This window comes from Robiginitalea marina, assembly GCF_024006985.1.
Lineage (GTDB): Bacteria > Bacteroidota > Bacteroidia > Flavobacteriales > Flavobacteriaceae > Robiginitalea > Robiginitalea marina.
Genome location: NZ_JAMXIB010000002.1, coordinates 371,887 through 388,076, shown reverse-complemented (window position 1 = coordinate 388,076; position 16,190 = coordinate 371,887). Strand labels below are relative to the sequence as shown.

Annotated in this window: 14 protein-coding genes; 12 read left to right on the top strand and 2 right to left on the bottom strand. The window is 48.7% G+C overall.

The window, feature by feature from the left end; translation table 11 throughout:
- Positions 1–31 precede the first annotated feature (31 nt).
- From NG653_RS04625 to NG653_RS04605, 5 genes are all read left to right on the top strand, one after another.
- Positions 32–1,309 carry a BamA/TamA family outer membrane protein gene (locus NG653_RS04625; protein WP_252740496.1) on the top strand — a complete coding sequence of 426 codons (1,278 nt, stop codon included), beginning with the start codon at positions 32–34 and terminating at the stop codon, positions 1,307–1,309.
- A 215-nt stretch (positions 1,310–1,524) separates the two neighbouring features.
- Entirely contained in the window at positions 1,525–2,157 is a 633-nt protein-coding gene (locus tag NG653_RS04620) for a hypothetical protein (RefSeq protein ID WP_252740495.1), read from the top strand.
- A gap of 237 nt (positions 2,158–2,394) precedes the next feature.
- Positions 2,395–2,829, top strand: a complete 435-nt coding sequence (locus NG653_RS04615) for a DUF2147 domain-containing protein (protein WP_252740494.1) — start codon at positions 2,395–2,397, stop codon at positions 2,827–2,829.
- Position 2,830: 1 nt separating this feature from the next.
- On the top strand, positions 2,831–3,880 hold the full coding sequence (locus NG653_RS04610) for a DUF6268 family outer membrane beta-barrel protein (RefSeq protein WP_252740493.1): 1,050 nt from the start codon (positions 2,831–2,833) through the stop codon (positions 3,878–3,880).
- 214 nt (positions 3,881–4,094) lie between these two features.
- Positions 4,095–5,846 carry an alpha-glucosidase gene (locus NG653_RS04605; protein WP_252740492.1) on the top strand — a complete coding sequence of 584 codons (1,752 nt, stop codon included), beginning with the start codon at positions 4,095–4,097 and terminating at the stop codon, positions 5,844–5,846.
- A 129-nt stretch (positions 5,847–5,975) separates the two neighbouring features.
- Here the strand turns inward: NG653_RS04605 and NG653_RS04600 are convergent, their stop codons facing one another.
- Together NG653_RS04600 and NG653_RS14810 are read right to left on the bottom strand one after the other, a co-directional pair.
- Positions 5,976–7,118, bottom strand: a complete 1,143-nt coding sequence (locus tag NG653_RS04600; protein ID WP_252740491.1) for a saccharopine dehydrogenase family protein — start codon at positions 7,116–7,118, stop codon at positions 5,976–5,978.
- A 203-nt stretch (positions 7,119–7,321) separates the two neighbouring features.
- Complete coding sequence (locus NG653_RS14810; protein WP_370281067.1) at positions 7,322–7,780, bottom strand: DUF6624 domain-containing protein; 459 nt, start codon at positions 7,778–7,780, stop codon at positions 7,322–7,324.
- A gap of 222 nt (positions 7,781–8,002) precedes the next feature.
- Between NG653_RS14810 and NG653_RS04595 the strand changes: the two genes are divergently transcribed.
- The 7 genes from NG653_RS04595 (at position 8,003) to NG653_RS04560 (ending at position 16,190) form a co-directional block, all read left to right on the top strand.
- On the top strand, positions 8,003–8,791 hold the full coding sequence (locus tag NG653_RS04595) for a DUF2490 domain-containing protein (protein WP_252740490.1): 789 nt from the start codon (positions 8,003–8,005) through the stop codon (positions 8,789–8,791).
- A gap of 238 nt (positions 8,792–9,029) precedes the next feature.
- Positions 9,030–9,176, top strand: a complete 147-nt coding sequence (locus NG653_RS04590; protein ID WP_252740489.1) for a hypothetical protein — start codon at positions 9,030–9,032, stop codon at positions 9,174–9,176.
- Positions 9,177–9,226: 50 nt separating this feature from the next.
- The gene (locus NG653_RS04585; RefSeq protein ID WP_252740488.1) at positions 9,227–10,015 is read left to right on the top strand and encodes a hypothetical protein; all 789 of its coding nucleotides are present in this window, start codon (positions 9,227–9,229) and stop codon (positions 10,013–10,015) included.
- A gap of 113 nt (positions 10,016–10,128) precedes the next feature.
- Positions 10,129–10,710, top strand: coding sequence for a hypothetical protein (locus tag NG653_RS04580; RefSeq protein WP_252740487.1), 582 nt, complete (start codon positions 10,129–10,131; stop codon positions 10,708–10,710).
- A gap of 619 nt (positions 10,711–11,329) precedes the next feature.
- A complete protein-coding gene (locus NG653_RS14775) occupies positions 11,330–14,053 on the top strand; it encodes a LuxR C-terminal-related transcriptional regulator (RefSeq protein WP_305882146.1) in 2,724 nt (907 codons plus the stop codon).
- A gap of 134 nt (positions 14,054–14,187) precedes the next feature.
- Complete coding sequence (locus tag NG653_RS04565; RefSeq protein ID WP_252740486.1) at positions 14,188–14,460, top strand: DUF8691 family protein; 273 nt, start codon at positions 14,188–14,190, stop codon at positions 14,458–14,460.
- A gap of 20 nt (positions 14,461–14,480) precedes the next feature.
- A complete protein-coding gene (locus NG653_RS04560) occupies positions 14,481–16,190 on the top strand; it encodes an amidohydrolase family protein (RefSeq protein ID WP_252740485.1) in 1,710 nt (569 codons plus the stop codon).

Below are 16,190 nucleotides of genomic sequence, written 5' to 3'. Positions count from 1 at the left end.
TGGGGGCATTTAGATTAAAATGTGAAATGCCATGAAATTCAAAGTATTCCTGTTGCTGTTTTTACAATGCAGCCAATTTGTTGTCCTGTCGCAGAATCCCCTGGTCTCTGAAATTAAGATCAGCGGGAATAAAAGGACCAAAACTTCATTTTTGGAGCGACTCGCATTCGTCAAAGTCAACAGCCAGCTCGATTCGATGCGATTGGCCTCGGACGTAAGGAGGTTTAAACTCCTCCCTTCCGTTGCCAGCGCCTCCTACGAAGTCGTCCCGCTGGGCCCGGGAAAGTACCGCGTGGAGTACCGGGTCGTCGAAAATTTTGCCATCATCCCCGGGTTGAACGTTTCCCAGGACGTCAACGGAGACCTTGCCTACCGTACCTCTGTGTTCGATTTCAATTTTTTGGGCCAGAATCAAATCGTTGGGGGATTTTACCGCAGAAATGTCTTTGACTCCTACGGCTTTTTTTGGGAAGCTCCTAACCTGATATCCCGGAAATGGGGCATAGGGGTCAATTACCAGAACAATGTACTCCAGGAGCCTGTTTTTTTTCAGGACAACCGGGATGTCAACTACAAGTTTGATAGCCGGGCGTTTGAATTCCGCACCTTTTACGAGCATAATTTCCACAACCGGTTTATGCTGGGGCTGAATTATTCCAGGGAAACCTATGACTTTTTGAATGGTGATTTAACGCAGGACCTGCCTCTGGAATTGGGTCTTGATCGCCTTGCCGTAATTGGTTCTTACGAGTATAACAACATTACCAACGAATATCAGTATGTGGGGGGGTTCCGAAGTATCTTCACCTACAGCTTTACCGTGGGTGCCCAGGGCGATACCCACCTGCTGCGGAGTTTTTTCATCGGTCGCAATGACTTCGAATATTTCAAAAGGTTTGGGCAGAAAGGAAATTGGGCCAACCGACTGCGCCTTGGCTTTGCAACCAATGACACCTCTCCTTTTGCCCCCTTTGCTCTGGACAACCAGCTCAACATCAGGGGTGTTGGCAATGTTGTGGACCGGGGAACGGCTTCTGCTGTAATCAATACCGAATACCGGTATACCTTTATTGAAAAAGGATGGTTTGCCATGCAGGGCAATGTCTTTGTCGATGCAGGTACCTGGCAGGACCCTGGCGGCCAACTTGGTGATCTCATCGCCTTTGAAAATTCCGCCCTGTTTACCGGTTTGGGCGTTCGGTTCATACACAGGCGGATCTTTAATGCCGTATTTCGAATAGACTATGGATTTAGCCTTACCGATAAAGTGAACAGCGGTCTGGTATTCGGGATTGGCCAGTACTTATGAACCCTTTGGATTTCCTTCCAACCCTGTTTAGGATGTTCACCGGAAGCAGCCGCCATGGCAGATACCCTTTTTTAAAAGTCTTTATATGGTTTACCGGGCCGGAAAAGGATGGACTGGACTAAATGGCTTACCTTACGAGGGCGTTCAAAGGGTAGAAGGCCAATAGGGTATTCTGACCCATGCGAGCAAGTTACGGTTTCAGTTAGGGTGCTGGTATGATGTTTAAAAAGTATTATTTCCAGGGTGTAAGCTGGCTACTGCTGATCCTTTCGCTCATCGCCTTCTCGGACAATTTGATTACCGATGTCGGCCAACCGAGCAATAAGGACCCAAAGTTCATTATTCACGGACTGCTGATGTTCGCCTGGTTTGGGACCTTCGTCGCCCAGACCTATTGCATCCTTAAGAGAAAGTTTGATGCACATGTCAGGCTGGGTAAATTAGGATTTGGCCTGGCGATTGCCGTTTTTCTCAGTACGGTTTATGTCTTCATTGCCGTTTACGAAGGTTGGGATAACATGGAGCCCTTTGTGAAGGCCAACCGCCTGTTCATGCTGAGTTTTGCACTCTTCCTGGTACTGGCCTACAGGGACCGTAGTAATGGGGTTCGACATAAGCGGTTTATCTTTTGGGCCATTGTACTGCCCATAGAACCAATAATGGGAAGGGTATCTGATTTCTTCCACATCGAACAGTGGGGACTCTTTTATGCCCTGGTATGGCACGTGTTATTTGTGTCTTTCCTGATATACGACTGGCAAACACTGAAACGAATTCATCCCATTAGCTGGGCCGGTTTGGGCTGGTTCTATACGGTATGGGCCCTTTCGATGGGCTCCGGCTTGTAAGTCTTTGCAGCCTTTTACCGGGCCCTCGGAAATATGCCCGAAGGCAGGAATGCTTCGGGAATGATCCGAATGGACGTTCAACCATGCAAAAAACTGCAATTTGCTGAATTTAGCGCTTCGGGTTAAGGAAAAAACCTCCCCGTCATTTATATTTGGATTCATGTCTTTATGACTGTGGTACATTTTTTGACCCGCCGCAGGACATGGAACATGTTTTCGAATCCTAAGGAAGCTGATATGAAGTATCTTTTGACATTTCCTGTAGTGCTTTTCTTTTCGTTGTTCTGCCAGCAGGCTCATGCCCAGAAGGCAGATGATATCATTGGCATCTGGATGCCCAGTGAAGGCACTTCTTATATACAGATTTACAAGAGCAAGGAGAACGAGAAATACTATGGGCGGATTGTTTGGCTGAAGGAACCCAACGATGAGAAGGGCCAACCCAAAAGGGATCCCGAAGGGGAATTGGTGCTGAAGATGATAAACCTCAAGGAGTTTGTTTTTGAAGGGGAGGAATGGACGGACGGCACCATTTATGATCCGAAATCGGGGAACCTCTATTACTGTACCATAGAAATGCCCTCAAAAGACAAGCTTGAAGTGCGCGGCTCCCTGGACCCTTTCGGGATCGTGGGGCGTACCGATGTGTGGGTCAGAATGAAAGCGAAGTAATATGGTGCCGGGGAAACATCTAGCGCTGGCAATCCTGCTTTTTATAACCGCTGCCGCGCCGGCCCAGGAAGAGGGCCCGGAAGAGGAATTTGACTTCAGCAACCTGGTGCCTGCAGAGGACATCAAGGCCTTCTGTTCCCCCCGGATCCTGAACGGAGGGCCCCAGAACCTGTTTTCCATAGGCTACGATGTTCAGGGGACCCACGACCTTGCAGCTGGGGGTTATCAGGGCTTTCCGGACCAGGATATAGAGGTGAACAGGATCAGGGAATTTCGCATCGATGCGCAGTACCCGGTCATTTCCAAAAACAACATTACCGTCAATCTGCAGTTCAACTACCTGCGTACCTGGTTTGCATACGGCGAAGACGAATTGCTGGTACATCCGTTTCTCCAAACCCTTGATGAAAACGGCCTTACCAGTATGTCCTTTTCCACTGTGGTTTTCAAACCCCTGGACCTCGACAATTTCCTGCTGGTCCAGGCCGGGGCTTCCCTGAACGGTGACTACACCCTGGGCGAGATGCAAAGCCTGTCGCATACCCGGTTCTTTGCAGCCGTTATCTATGGCTGGAAGCCAAACGATCGCAAAATGTGGGGGCTTGGCCTTTCCAGGACCTATATCGGGGGTTCCCTGAATTACCTTCCTGTGTTCTACTACCAATACTCTTCTGTGGATGGTCAGTGGGGAGTGGACGTGTTGCTGCCCTCCAGGGCAGACCTGAAACGCAATTTTGGCCGGAAGAATATCCTTTCGCTGGGTTGGAATGTGCAGGGGAACAGTTACAGGCTGAATGCCTTGCAGGATGAAGAGGCCAATCTGGAGCCTGAACTGCGCAGGTCAGAACTGAGGATCAGGGCCATATACGACAGGGCCATCACCAACACCCTTTGGTTTTCCCTTCAGGGTGGGCTTCGCTATAGTTGGGATTTTAACGCAGATGATGGGGATTTCTTCAGGAGCTTTTTCAGCGACGACCCCTACTTGTTTGAAAATGAACAGGGCAATCCGCTGTTTGCCCAGTTGAGTTTGCGTTGGGTGAGCCCGTGAGATGCCGCAGGCCTTTTGGAAGAGGGCCGCAGGCAGACGGGTTGAATACGGCTTAACCGGCCCTGGGCCCTTTCCCCTGGCGGTATTTGCACCAAAGCCAGGGCCAACATTTAGGATAACGCCTCCAAATCTTCCGAAATTCTATGGATAATTGCCCTGCACAGGCTCGCTCAAAATTTGATAGCTTTACAAAAGCGCACCAAAAGGGGAGGCAATGCTGAGAAAGATACTGCTGGGATTCGTTCTTGTACTGGTCACGGCCATCGCCGTGCTGGCCGTGGTAAATCTGACCAATGCAGCTGAACCCATCCCGGAACTGGTGGTGGCCCATGGGGAGGAGGCCGACTACAGCGACCGGCCCTGGTGGGAAGCCACCACGGTGTACCAGGTGTACCCCAGGTCCTTCCAGGATACCGATGGGGATGGGGTGGGGGACCTTGCCGGGATTATCTCCCGCCTCGACTACATCCGGGACCTGGGTTTTGAGACGATCTGGTTTTCGCCTTTTTTCAGGAGCCCCCAGAAGGATTTTGGGTACGACGTCAGCGACTATTACCTGCCCGACCCCCAGTACGGGGATAGCCTTTTGGTGGACAGCCTGATCCGGGAGATCCACAAAAGGGACATGAAGGTGGTCTTTGACCTGGTGTTGAACCACACCTCTGAGTCGCATCCCTGGTTTGTGGAGTCGCGCTCCGGCAAGGACAACGCGAAGAGCGACTGGTACCTTTGGAGGGACGGCAAAGGCGGCGACCCCCCGACCAACTGGCACAGTGCCCTGGGCATGAACGGCTGGCACTATGACCAAACCCGCCAGCAGTGGTACTTTTCTTCTTTTTTATCGTTCCAGCCCGACCTGAACTGGCGGAATCCGGAGGTCAAGGCCGCGATGTTCGAAGTGGTGCGGCACTGGCTTGATAAAGGCGTGGATGGCTTCCGGCTGGATATTTTCAATTATATCTATGAGGACCCTGGCTTCAGGGACAACCCGTTCAGCCTTCGCGTAATCCCTACCCGGGATTACACCAAAATGTTCTGGCAGGAAAAGGAATACACCATGAACCACCCGGACGATTTTACCCTGGCCAAAGAACTGAGGGAAATCCTGGACACCTATGACCCGCCCAGGTTTATGGTGGGGGAGGTGTTCGGGGATCACAAAACCCTGAAAAACTTCCTGGGTGAAAACCAGGATGGCCTGAACCTGGTATTCCTGTTCGATATCTCGGACCTGGAGTGGGATGCCGGCTTTTTCAGGGAAAAAATAAAGAGGATTGAGGCCTTTTACCCCTATCCGTATACCCCTACCTATGTCTTTAGCAACCACGACCGGGTGCGGAGCATTACCCTGTTGGCGGATGACCTGCAGAAGGCAAAGGCCCTGGCGCTGTTGCAGCTTACGGTGAGGGGCGTCCCCTTTTATTACCAGGGGGAGGAAATCGGGATGCCTACCGGCACCATTCCGGGGGAGGAGGCGCTCGATCCCCTGCCGGCGGCATTTGACTGGCTTCCCGATTTTGCCAAAGGCCAGGTTTTCAACCGGGACAATTGCCGGACCCCGATGCAGTGGGAAACAGGCCCGAATGCCGGATTTACCCGGGCAGGGGCAACCACGTGGCTTCCCGTGCTGGAAGACCCCGGGGGCCGAAATGTAGCCTCCCAGCAAAGGGACGCGAATTCCCTGTGGCACACCAACCAGTCCCTGCTGCGGATCCGGGAGGAATACCCCGTCCTGAAATGGGGAAGCCTCAGGTGGCTTCCCGAATACGACCGGGGGCACATACTGGGGTATGAACGCATCCATCGCGACGAGTCATTGAGGATCCTGATAAACCTTTCTGAACAAACGGAACTCCTGGAGGTTCCCGGGAATAGGTCGGTACTGTTTGCTTCTGGTGCAGCCAGCCTGCAGGGGGGTACCCTGGAACTCCCCCCGAACACCGGGGTGATCCTGCAAGGCCCCTAGCCGGCTATTCCGGCCCCACAAAGGCGGGCTTCCCTTTCAGGGCCGAATGGACGGACCCCCGTTATGGGATGCTTTGGGTATAAGGCCTGGTTTTTTGGTTGCCCGGCAGGACCAGGGCATATCGCACGGTCAGACTCCCCCATACACAGATTTCACAAAATCTCCATTCAGGAACGTATCCGGGTTTATTTGACTTTGCAGGACGACCCCTTTGAGGTCCGACTCCCATAAGAGCTGGGCAGCCTGTATCAAGGGCGCGGCTGTGGTTGCCTGGATAGCACGCAATTTGTGCTTTCCGACCAGCAGGGGGAGGATTTGTTTTGCAACCTCCCGCCTTCTCAGTACCCCGGAGGCGTCCTTTCCTTCCACAGCGGCATACAAAACGACCTGGTCGTCTTCCACGTGGGGTATGGCTTCCTCCATGGCGCGCTGCAGGGCCGGGATGGGGTCTTCTTCCCCGGGGATGCTCTTCAGTTGGTCTGACACCCACCCGTAATGCCCGGGATGGCGCAAGGTTTTGTAATCAAGCGTGCGTACCCTGCCGGCCAGGGCGTCGGGCAGGTCGGCGGCCCCCCCTGAGGTTAAATCGTCCTCATACAGAACCCCGTTTATAAGGAGTTGCGTCCGTTGGGACAGGGAGGGCAACGCCGTTTTTTGGAACGCGCGGATGGCGATGGCATCCTTTACATATTCCGTAGCCACCCCGATGGGACTCCAGGTAAATCCATAGAAATGGGGTGAAACTGCGTGAAGGGTCAATGCCCCAACCTTGAAACCCAAATAGTCCGCTATATCCACGTTAAAATCGTCGCAAAAATCCCGGAACATTTTATGCGCCAGTACATTGATATATCCGGGGGCCAACCCGGTTTGCAAAATGAAACCCGTCCTGGCATCTTTGGCCAAAGCCCGGATTTGGTTGGTCTCATCAACATATTCAGTGAGGTTGGCATAATGCAGGTGATGTATTTTTGCATAGCGGGCCATTTGGGGCGCCAAACCCCCGGGCAGGCAGTCCAACAGGATGTCGCCTTGCCGGAAGATGGCATTGGCTTCCTCGCTTAGCGCATTAGGATGCAATTCAAATGCCTTTACCGTCGTCGGTTTTGAAGTCCCCCTTTCAATCCATTGTACCACTTCCTGAGCTTTGGATAAGGTCCTGTTGCCAATAAACAGGGTAGGGGGTACCTTGCTTTGCTCGGCAAGGATGAGGCCGACGGCTTCTGCGATGCCGCCGGCTCCGGCTATTATAATGTTCACGTGTTTGTTCATGTTCAATTCTGATGGGGTTATAAGGATAGCGCCAGCATGAAACGGTACGGGTCTTTATGAAGCGTTATCCAAAAAAAACCGAGACCTGATCAGGCTGAGATCCCCACCGTAACGGCAAGGATCACGGGTCAATACCACAGGGTTGTCGGGATCCTGACACTTTTCCGGAATACTGCCGAACCGGGAGCCTGTTTTTATGGCTTTTAAGTGAATTGACCCAGCTTAAAGCTAGTGTTTTTGTCCGATTTGCACCCCATGAATTTTGGGAGGGGTCCCGATGTAATACGACTGTGCCCCCCGGCAGACCTATGGCCTGAACCTTGAAGGACGGGTAAGGCCCATAAAGCAACTCCCCGGAGGGGATTTGATCGCCCTGATAGAACGCAGCAATACGGAAAAATCATCAGGATTTCGAATGAGGTGCCGGGCACGCCAGCGGCCTTTTCCCATGGAACCTCCCCGGAACATTGGAACGGAAAACCCTCCAAAGGGGCCAGCCCGAGCGGTTTCCTTCTTGCATTCAGTATTTCGGGTTCCCTGACCCGGTATAATTCCCATGCGTTCTTTTCTTCATTATAAATCTGTTGCGTACCATACGCCTGGGGAAGATCCTGATACATTAAAAGGCGATCGGTGAACGAAGCCAGGTCCTGCCCGTCGATAAGTCCTTGCGCATGGGCTTAAGAAGGATACCCATAAGTTTGGATGATGCGGTCCATGTACCTGCTCCAAAGCTGTTTGGTATCGGATACGATGGTTAAGATTGTTTTGCTAACTTCGTTAAGGCCTATTGGGCATAATCATCTATGGACCAACCTTGTCAGGCAAGCTTTTTGTTTGCATGCATTCAGATTAACGGCAAGCACATAAGCGCATTTTTCAGGTTGCTGGCAACGGTAGTCATCACCTTAAGCGGGACGGCTCCCGGGATTAGCCAGGACAGCATCGTGGACGAGGCTGTAAAGGTGAACCAGCAACTCTGGCTTGATTACAACCCCACCAGTATCCTTTCGGAATATCGGAGTCTGAGCACCCAGATTAGCTACCGAACGATCATCCCGCAAGTGTACAACCGCTTCCAGGTGATTTCCACCCTGGATTTTCGAAACAAAAGGGAACGGGGGTTGATTTCGGGAAAGGCCCTTATCAAATCCTTCCGCCTGGGAGGAGGCGTTATTTATACCCAGAATACGGGTGCAAGGGACAATTTGGAATTCAGGTTATCGCAAGGCCTGACCTTCGACATACCGACTATACAACAGATGACCTTGAATAACTACGCCCGTATTGAGGAACGGTTGCAAAAGACTTTTGACGACTCGGGTTGGGAGGCTGGTTTTCGGTTTCGATACAGAATAGCCACCCAAATCGCACTGAACGGGCTCCACCTCGAATTCACGGAGGGATTCTACATTCCTTTGGAGGCTGAGGTCTTCATCAACCTGAAAAAAACGGAACGCTTTAATGACCTGATACGTTTGTCACCCGGGCTGGGCTATCGTTTTAAAACCGGATGGAGGATTGAAACCTACCTCATCTTTAACCGCACCAAGAACATCACGGAAACCAATGACAAATCCAGCGATTTTATCATGCGGGTGCGGGTTTACAGCCCTCCACAAAGGAAAGATAATGGCGAAGGGCCGCCAGGGAAAGCCCCTGCATTCGATTGAGGGGGAGAGGGTATCTGAAAGATCACATCTTTCTGATTTTCAGTGCGCGATAGTGGTATTTTATGAGTAAATTTATGTAGAATTTCGAGTGAGTCTTATGCGTTTATCGAAACTCTCCGTGTAACTGAATTTCCAGAAAGTAAACGCGTGATTTGGTTTACATTCAGGTGATTAGGGTTCATTTCCGGGATAGGGTAAGTTTCCCTGCGGCCAGGCCAGTTTAAGCGCGATAACCTGTATGGGTAGCTGGCAATGGCTCCCGGGTGCCGGATTGGGGTTGCGCTACATGGTCTCAAAGGTGAAAAAGATAAATGTACGCCTCGATTACGCCCTGGGTGTCGACGGAAATCAGGGGCTCTATTTTGGTGTTATGGAAGCCTTCTGAAGAGATTCGGAGCTAACGGGCATTTTGTCTAATCCTAAATTTGACATATTATGAAAAAATTATCGGTTTTATCGGTGTTTATAATGGTGCTGCTCGCGCAGCCTGTTGCCTCCCAGGAAGAGCCTGCCGGGCAAACCAATACCTGGACATTTTTCCTGGAACCTTATCTGATGTTTCCCAACATGGATGGCACCACAGGATTGGGGGCGCTCCCTGATGCTCCCGTAAGCGCAAACCCGGGAGATGTCTTTGAGAAATTGCAAATAGGCACCATGCTCTATGCGGAAGCCTCGACCGGGAATTGGCATTTCGGAAGCGATCTGATCTATATGAAGTTAAAACAGGATTTGGATCCTGGTGTTGTCATAGCCAATGGCAGGGTGACCGCAAAACAATTTGCGTGGGAAGGGGCAGTGCTCTACAGTATTACCTCCTGGCTCGATGTGGGCCTCGGGGGTACCATAAATTCTTTAAAACTGGAAACCGACATGAATGTCAATGAAATTGGCGGGGGTACCAGCAATCGCTCCAGGAACCTATCCCAAACCTGGTTTGACCCTATGTTAATCGCCAGGACCGGAAGCAAGCCGGGCTCGAAGTTCATTTACAGGGTGCGGGGAGAAATCGGAGGGTTTGGGGTAGGTTCCAAATTTGCCTGGCAATTTCAGGCCAATGCCGGCTACAGGTTTTCAAAACTCTTCCAACTTACCGGAGGATATCGCCTCATTGGGATAAATTATGAGAAAAACAACTCGGCGCAAGGGGTACTCAACAACAACAGGTTCCTGTACGACGTAAATACCTTTGGCCCGGAAATCAGGCTTGGGTTCACTTTTTAACGGGAAGGCCTCAGCATAGTCCCCCCCCTTTCGGCGCATAGGCATCATAACGTCCTTTTGCCTATTTTGGATTGGATTTATTGTATCAACGCCCACCAAAAAATCCTTGGAAAATGAAGTCCATACTTTTTTTCGTCCGTTCGACACTCACCGGAGGAATCCTTTTTTTACTACCGGCGGTATTACTTTTTATCCTGGTCGAAAAGGGATTTTCGGTGCTATCGAAACTATCCGAACCCATTTCGAAGCGTTTGCCCGAGGTTATTTTCGGGCTGGATGGCAGCAATCTTTATACCCTTTTTATTCTGTTGTTGCTCTGTTTTTTTGCTGGGTTGCTATTCCGGTCCAGGAAGGTCCAAAAATGGATTGCCAAACTGGAAGAAAACGTTTTGATCTATATACCGGGATATATCCTGATCAAGTCGATCACAGCCGATGCTATTGGCGAACAACTGGATGAAAAACTTGTCCCGGTTTTGGTGCAGGACGGGGATTCCTGGAACCTTGGGTTTTTGGTGGAAGAGGGCATGGAGGTAAGCACGGTATTCCTGCCCGACGCCCCGAAGCACGATGCCGGGGAAGTGAAAATTGTGCCTTCCGGGCTCATTCGCAAATTGGACATGCCGAATAACAAGTTTACAAAGTGCATCAACACCTACGGGAAAGGGGTCATTCAGTACATGCCAACCAAATAATGCCACGGTTGGTTTAACGAACGGCGCAGGGAGGTTTTCAGGCCTTGTTCGCGGTTGTATGTAATACTCCCTAAATTCTAGACCATAGGTTTGATATGGGATAGATTAACTTTCCTTAGTCAGAAGCTGGAAAGGTCACACCGTTACCGATTTTAATCCAGGTGTGACTGAATTGTGAGCTTTTTGGGCAATTTTGGCCTCTTAAAAGACGCATTATTTCAATTCAAATAATATCAATTCAAAACAAAAAACCCTGCAAGTCAAATGATTTGCAGGGTTTTGATATCAAATCGCATCAAATTTTAGTGACCACGCCAGGAGTACCTCGCTGCGCCCGGTGATCCTTGTCTAAGACCCTTGATTTTATTGGGTTTCGTTGTACATCCTATGACAAATGTTGACGATCTGCGAACCTAAAATTTAGTGTGTTTTGATTTGACTAATCGCTTAAAATTTAGCAAATAATACCAGGTATTTATCAATTCTGCTGACAACTACAATTGAAGAAGGTATGTCCTGGATTTCTGGGGATCTTCACCTTTAGATTATTATTTAATATCTTTTAACCAAAGAAAAGCAATGCATAATTGCCCCATAGGAATAATAAGAGTACCACTCGATGAATGGTTCATCTGAACATCGAACCAAAATTCAATTCGTTGCGAAGTCCAAACTTTACAAACCTGCTTTAAGGAAGGAGTTTGTAAGGCGTAATGCTCTTATCGAACGGTTGGAGGCCAATATTTCTGCACCATTTACCCTGGTCTCTGCTTCAACGGGTTGCGGCAAAAGCATAACGGTAAGCCAATGGATTGAAGCTAAGGGCCATAATTACGGATGGCTCTCCCTGGATGAGGAACACAATGACGTCCAGGTTTTCCTAACGTACATAGTTGCCTTATTCAAAGAACAATGGCCGCAGAGAACTTTCCATTTGGAATCTTTGCTGGGCGGAAGTGATCTGCCATCACATTTAATTTCTGCCCTTCTGATCAATGATTTAGATGAATCCCACGAGCCATATGTACTGGTCCTGGATGACTATCATGTCATTAGGGAAGAGAAAATTCATGAAATCATCCAGGGAATTATAGAATTTCCCCCAGAGAAATTCCACCTGGTGATTCTGACCCGACGGGACCCCCCATTTAAAATGGCCAGGCTGCGGGCACAGCATAAGCTGTTGGAAATCAGAATGGCGGATCTCGCATTTACGGCGGATGAGGCAAAAAAACTTCGATCTAAAATTGCTTCCCAAACTACGGATGAACAAATAAAGGCCTTACTCCAGAATACGGAAGGCTGGATTACCGGTATCACTGTGGGACTTATGGGATTAAATGAGGGGATTGAATTTGAAAAAATTCTCGCATCTCTGACAAACAGCAGTTCCATAATCTCAGATCTGTTTGATGAAGTTGTCTACAAGGGCCTGGCAATTAATACCCAAAAATACCTGATTTTGACTTCCCTGTTGGATCGATTCTCATTGGAATTGATCAGAGCTATGGTAGCTGCCATTGATGACAGTGACCTGTCACAATCCGGGTGCAGGGAATTTATAAGAGTATCAAGGGAGCGAAATTTCTTTCTCATTCCACTTGATTCCACGGGGGAGTGGTACAGATATCACCACTTATTCAAGAGTCAGCTGAATAATCGAACCGGGCGTTATTTTAGCAAGGAAGTTGTTGAGCGTCTTTATAAAACAGCAAGTGGTTGGTTTGAGGAAAACCAAATGTTGGAAGAAGCACTGATAAATGCAATTCGCTCTGAGGATCTTCAATTTGCTGTGGCAGTTTTTAACAGGCATCGAATTGAATTGTTTAATCACGACCGGATACAAAGGTTGAATCGGTTTATTGCACTTTTTCCCCCTCAGGCCAGGAGTAATTGCCTGGAAATAGTACTTAGTTCGGCAATGTTGCAGAATTACAATGCCAATTTTTCGGATATGGCAAAACACATCCATCGTGCCGAAGAGCTATCCAAAGTGCTGGATCTCAACAAACCCTATGACAGGAAGTTGTTTGGAGAGTTGCACTCTTTAAAAGATATTTTGTCCTTCAAATCAGGGGACATGGAGCGAACGCTCTTTCATGCTGAGAAAGCCATGGAGCTCATCCCCGGGGATGAACACTATTTTCAACGGGAATCCTCTGTGGCCTATTATTCCATGGCCCTGTACGTAAAAGGTTTCAATGACAGGGCATTGGAAAAACTGGATAGCGAATTCGGGAAATTAGCGTCTTCGGATCCATTTTATAAGATGCGCTTGTTGCAGGGAAGATGTCTAATTCATTTCCTGGAAGGTAATACGGACCTGATGGCGACTGATGGCGAAGCGCTGAAAACGTTCGCTGCCCCAGAGGTATTCCCTGCTGCCTGGATGATGGGTGCGTATAGTTTAGCCGCTTCTCTATACATGACGAACCGTCTCGATAACATCGGGCCATTCCACGAAGAGGTAAAAAAACACCGTTATAAAGGTTGGCCCTTATGGATCATGCACTTTTATTTTATAAAGTGTCTTTCGGACATGGCCGCAGGCAGGTGGGATGAATTAGACCGGGAAATAGTTCACTGCGAAATACTGGCAAATGAATTTGGCCAGGAATCGATTAAGGGATTGGTAAAAGCATTTCAAGTTGAATTGTTTCTGAGAAAGGGTGATATTGATAGTGCAATTGCGGTTTCACCCTTCGCAAACTTCAACGTTGGATCTTCTTTTTGGGGGCACTATTACAAACCGGAATTAACTCAGGTAAAGCTCCTGATTCAAACCCGTAGGGAGGGAAAGGGGATGGAGCTCCTTCAAAATTTAATACATTCGGCAAGGGAGTTTCACCATAATAATCTGCTTATTCAGTGCCTCGTACTGCATGCGATAGTTTATGCGGGGGAATCCCGGTATGAGGAGGCTAAGAACCCCCTGGAGGAAGCGCTGACGCTGTCAAAGGATTTAAATCATAAGCGTACCTTCCTGGATATGGGAAGCGCTATCCTTCCTTTATTGAAGGAAATTGGCGAAGCCCGGGCAGATAACGGCCAGGTCCTGGATCTTTTACATGCCATTGAAGAAGAGAAGCGTTACTCCCTTAAAAAAGGGTCTGATAAAATCATAAAGCCCAAAAAGTCTATATCAGATTTGTCAAAACGTGAATTGGAAATTCTTTCGCTTGTGTCCCGGGGTGCCAATAATGGGGATATTGCAGAGGAATTATTCATTTCCCTGGACACCGTTAAAAAACACCTCTACAGGGCTTACCAGAAGCTCTATGTCAGTAATCGTATGGCAGCCGTCCGCAGGGCTCAGGAACTCGATTTATTGCCCGGGGAGTAGCTCCTGACAAAAATTTCCCTCCATATCTCTTCTCCTTATTGAATGTCCGCTTTTCACAGGAAAGAAGTCCACTTTAGTGGCTATTGCTGACGGATTTCGATCAATACCTTTAGGGCATACAGATCATCAGCACCTTGTCTTATCCATATACCGATAATATTCAGTTTTCAGGCCCTGGCACCTATCGAATCACGGTCCTGGGGAACATAGGTGAGGATATACTGGAGCGCTTTGAGGGGGTGGTGGAACGCGTTGAAGATAAAGGTGAAGGAAGGGTTTCCACTTCAATAATCGTGAATGTCCTGGATCAGGCCCAATTATGTGGCATCATCAATATACTCTATGACCATCGGCTGGTACTTATCTCCCTTATTCGGGAACCCCACTTACTTGAAAGAGATTATTAGCATTTGAAAACACCTGTAAAATGAAAAAAGCACTTTTAACCCTCTTTATTTCTACCCTTATTTTCAGCAGCTGTAATCAGACAACCACTGAAAAAAGGGCTGATCCCAATCAGGAATTTGACGTGGTCATCCTCAACGGGCGCGTCATGGACCCGGAAACCAATTTTGACGGTATCAGAAATGTAGGTGTGAAAGGCGGTAAAATTGCCATTATTACCGAAAGTGAGATTAATGGTAAAGAAACCATTGATGCCAGCGGGCATGTGGTTGCACCCGGTTTTATTGATACCCACTACCATGCCACCGACGTCTTCGCTACCAAAATGGCATTAAGAGACGGTGTCACTACAGGTATGGACCTTGAAGCCGGTTCGTTCAATGTAAAAGCGTGGTACGACGAAAAAGCAAAGACAGGGTGGCAAGTCAACTACGGTACAACAGCCAGCTTGTTATTTAATAGAATGGCTGTGCATGATCCTGATGCGGAACTTAGCGGTCCAGTTGATTTTTCTACTGTTCCAACCTACGCAGCCAAAGCTTTGACAGATGGCGTTCAAGGATGGGCAGAAACCAATTCCACTATCGAGGAAATGAATAAAGTGATGGCTTTGCTGGATGAAGATCTGCGACAAGGAGCCATTGGTGTTGCTGTTCCCGGCGCATATATGGCCAAGGGAATGACCAGCTACGAACTTTTTGCAGCACAACGGGCCGGAGCGAACCATGGCCGTCTTACCTCTGTTCATACCAGGTATCATCTTTTATCAGAGACACCCACTGAAGCTCCAATAGCCTTCGACGAGGTGTTTACCAATGCAATGTTGTTAGACGCTCCGTTATTGATGGCGCATAACAATGATTATGGTTGGTGGGAAATTGAAGAAAAATTGCAATTGGCAAGAGATAAAGGATTGAACATGTGGTCTGAATATTATCCCTATGCTGCCGGATCAACAGCGATTACAGCTGCTTTCTTAAGCCCTTCGGAATGGATAGAAAAGCGTGGTTATAAATACGAAGAAACCATCTACGACCCTGTTGATGATCAATACCTTACCAACGAAACGTACGCTGCACTGATGAAAAAGGATCCGGGAAGATCGGTTGTGGTTGAATTTCCTTATCGAAAAGCGTGGATGAATCACTGGTTGGCAATTCCTCACATGACTATTGCGAGCGATGCGATGGCAGGCGTTGGCGCGGATGGTAATTTGTTGCCATGGGATGCGGATTGGACTGAATACCGAGGCCACCCTCGTACCTCTGGTTCGCATGGTGCTGCATTCCGAATGGCTCGTGAACAGGGTGTGCCATTGATGTTTACTATATCGCAAGCCAGTTACTGGCCAGCCAAACACCTGGGAGATACCGGGCTTGAAGCCATGAAGGAACGCGGCAGAATTCAGGTTGGAAAAATTGCCGACATCACCATTTTTGATCCTCTATCCATTACGGATAACTCAAGTTTCAAAGTAGGCGAACATGGTACCCCTACCAGCGGCATCCCTTATGTAATTGTGAATGGCGTAATCGTGGTAAAAAACAATGAAATACTGCCCGTAAAACCAGGACAGGAAATTCGTTTTCCGGTCGAAGCCAGGGGAAGGTTTACACCAATTAATCAAGAAAAATGGTTAAGTGAACATACTATTGGTTTAAATCCTGAGCTAACAGAGATACATTTAGAGGATGACTCTGGTGCTGGAAAAGTTTTGGATAAAAAAGATTAA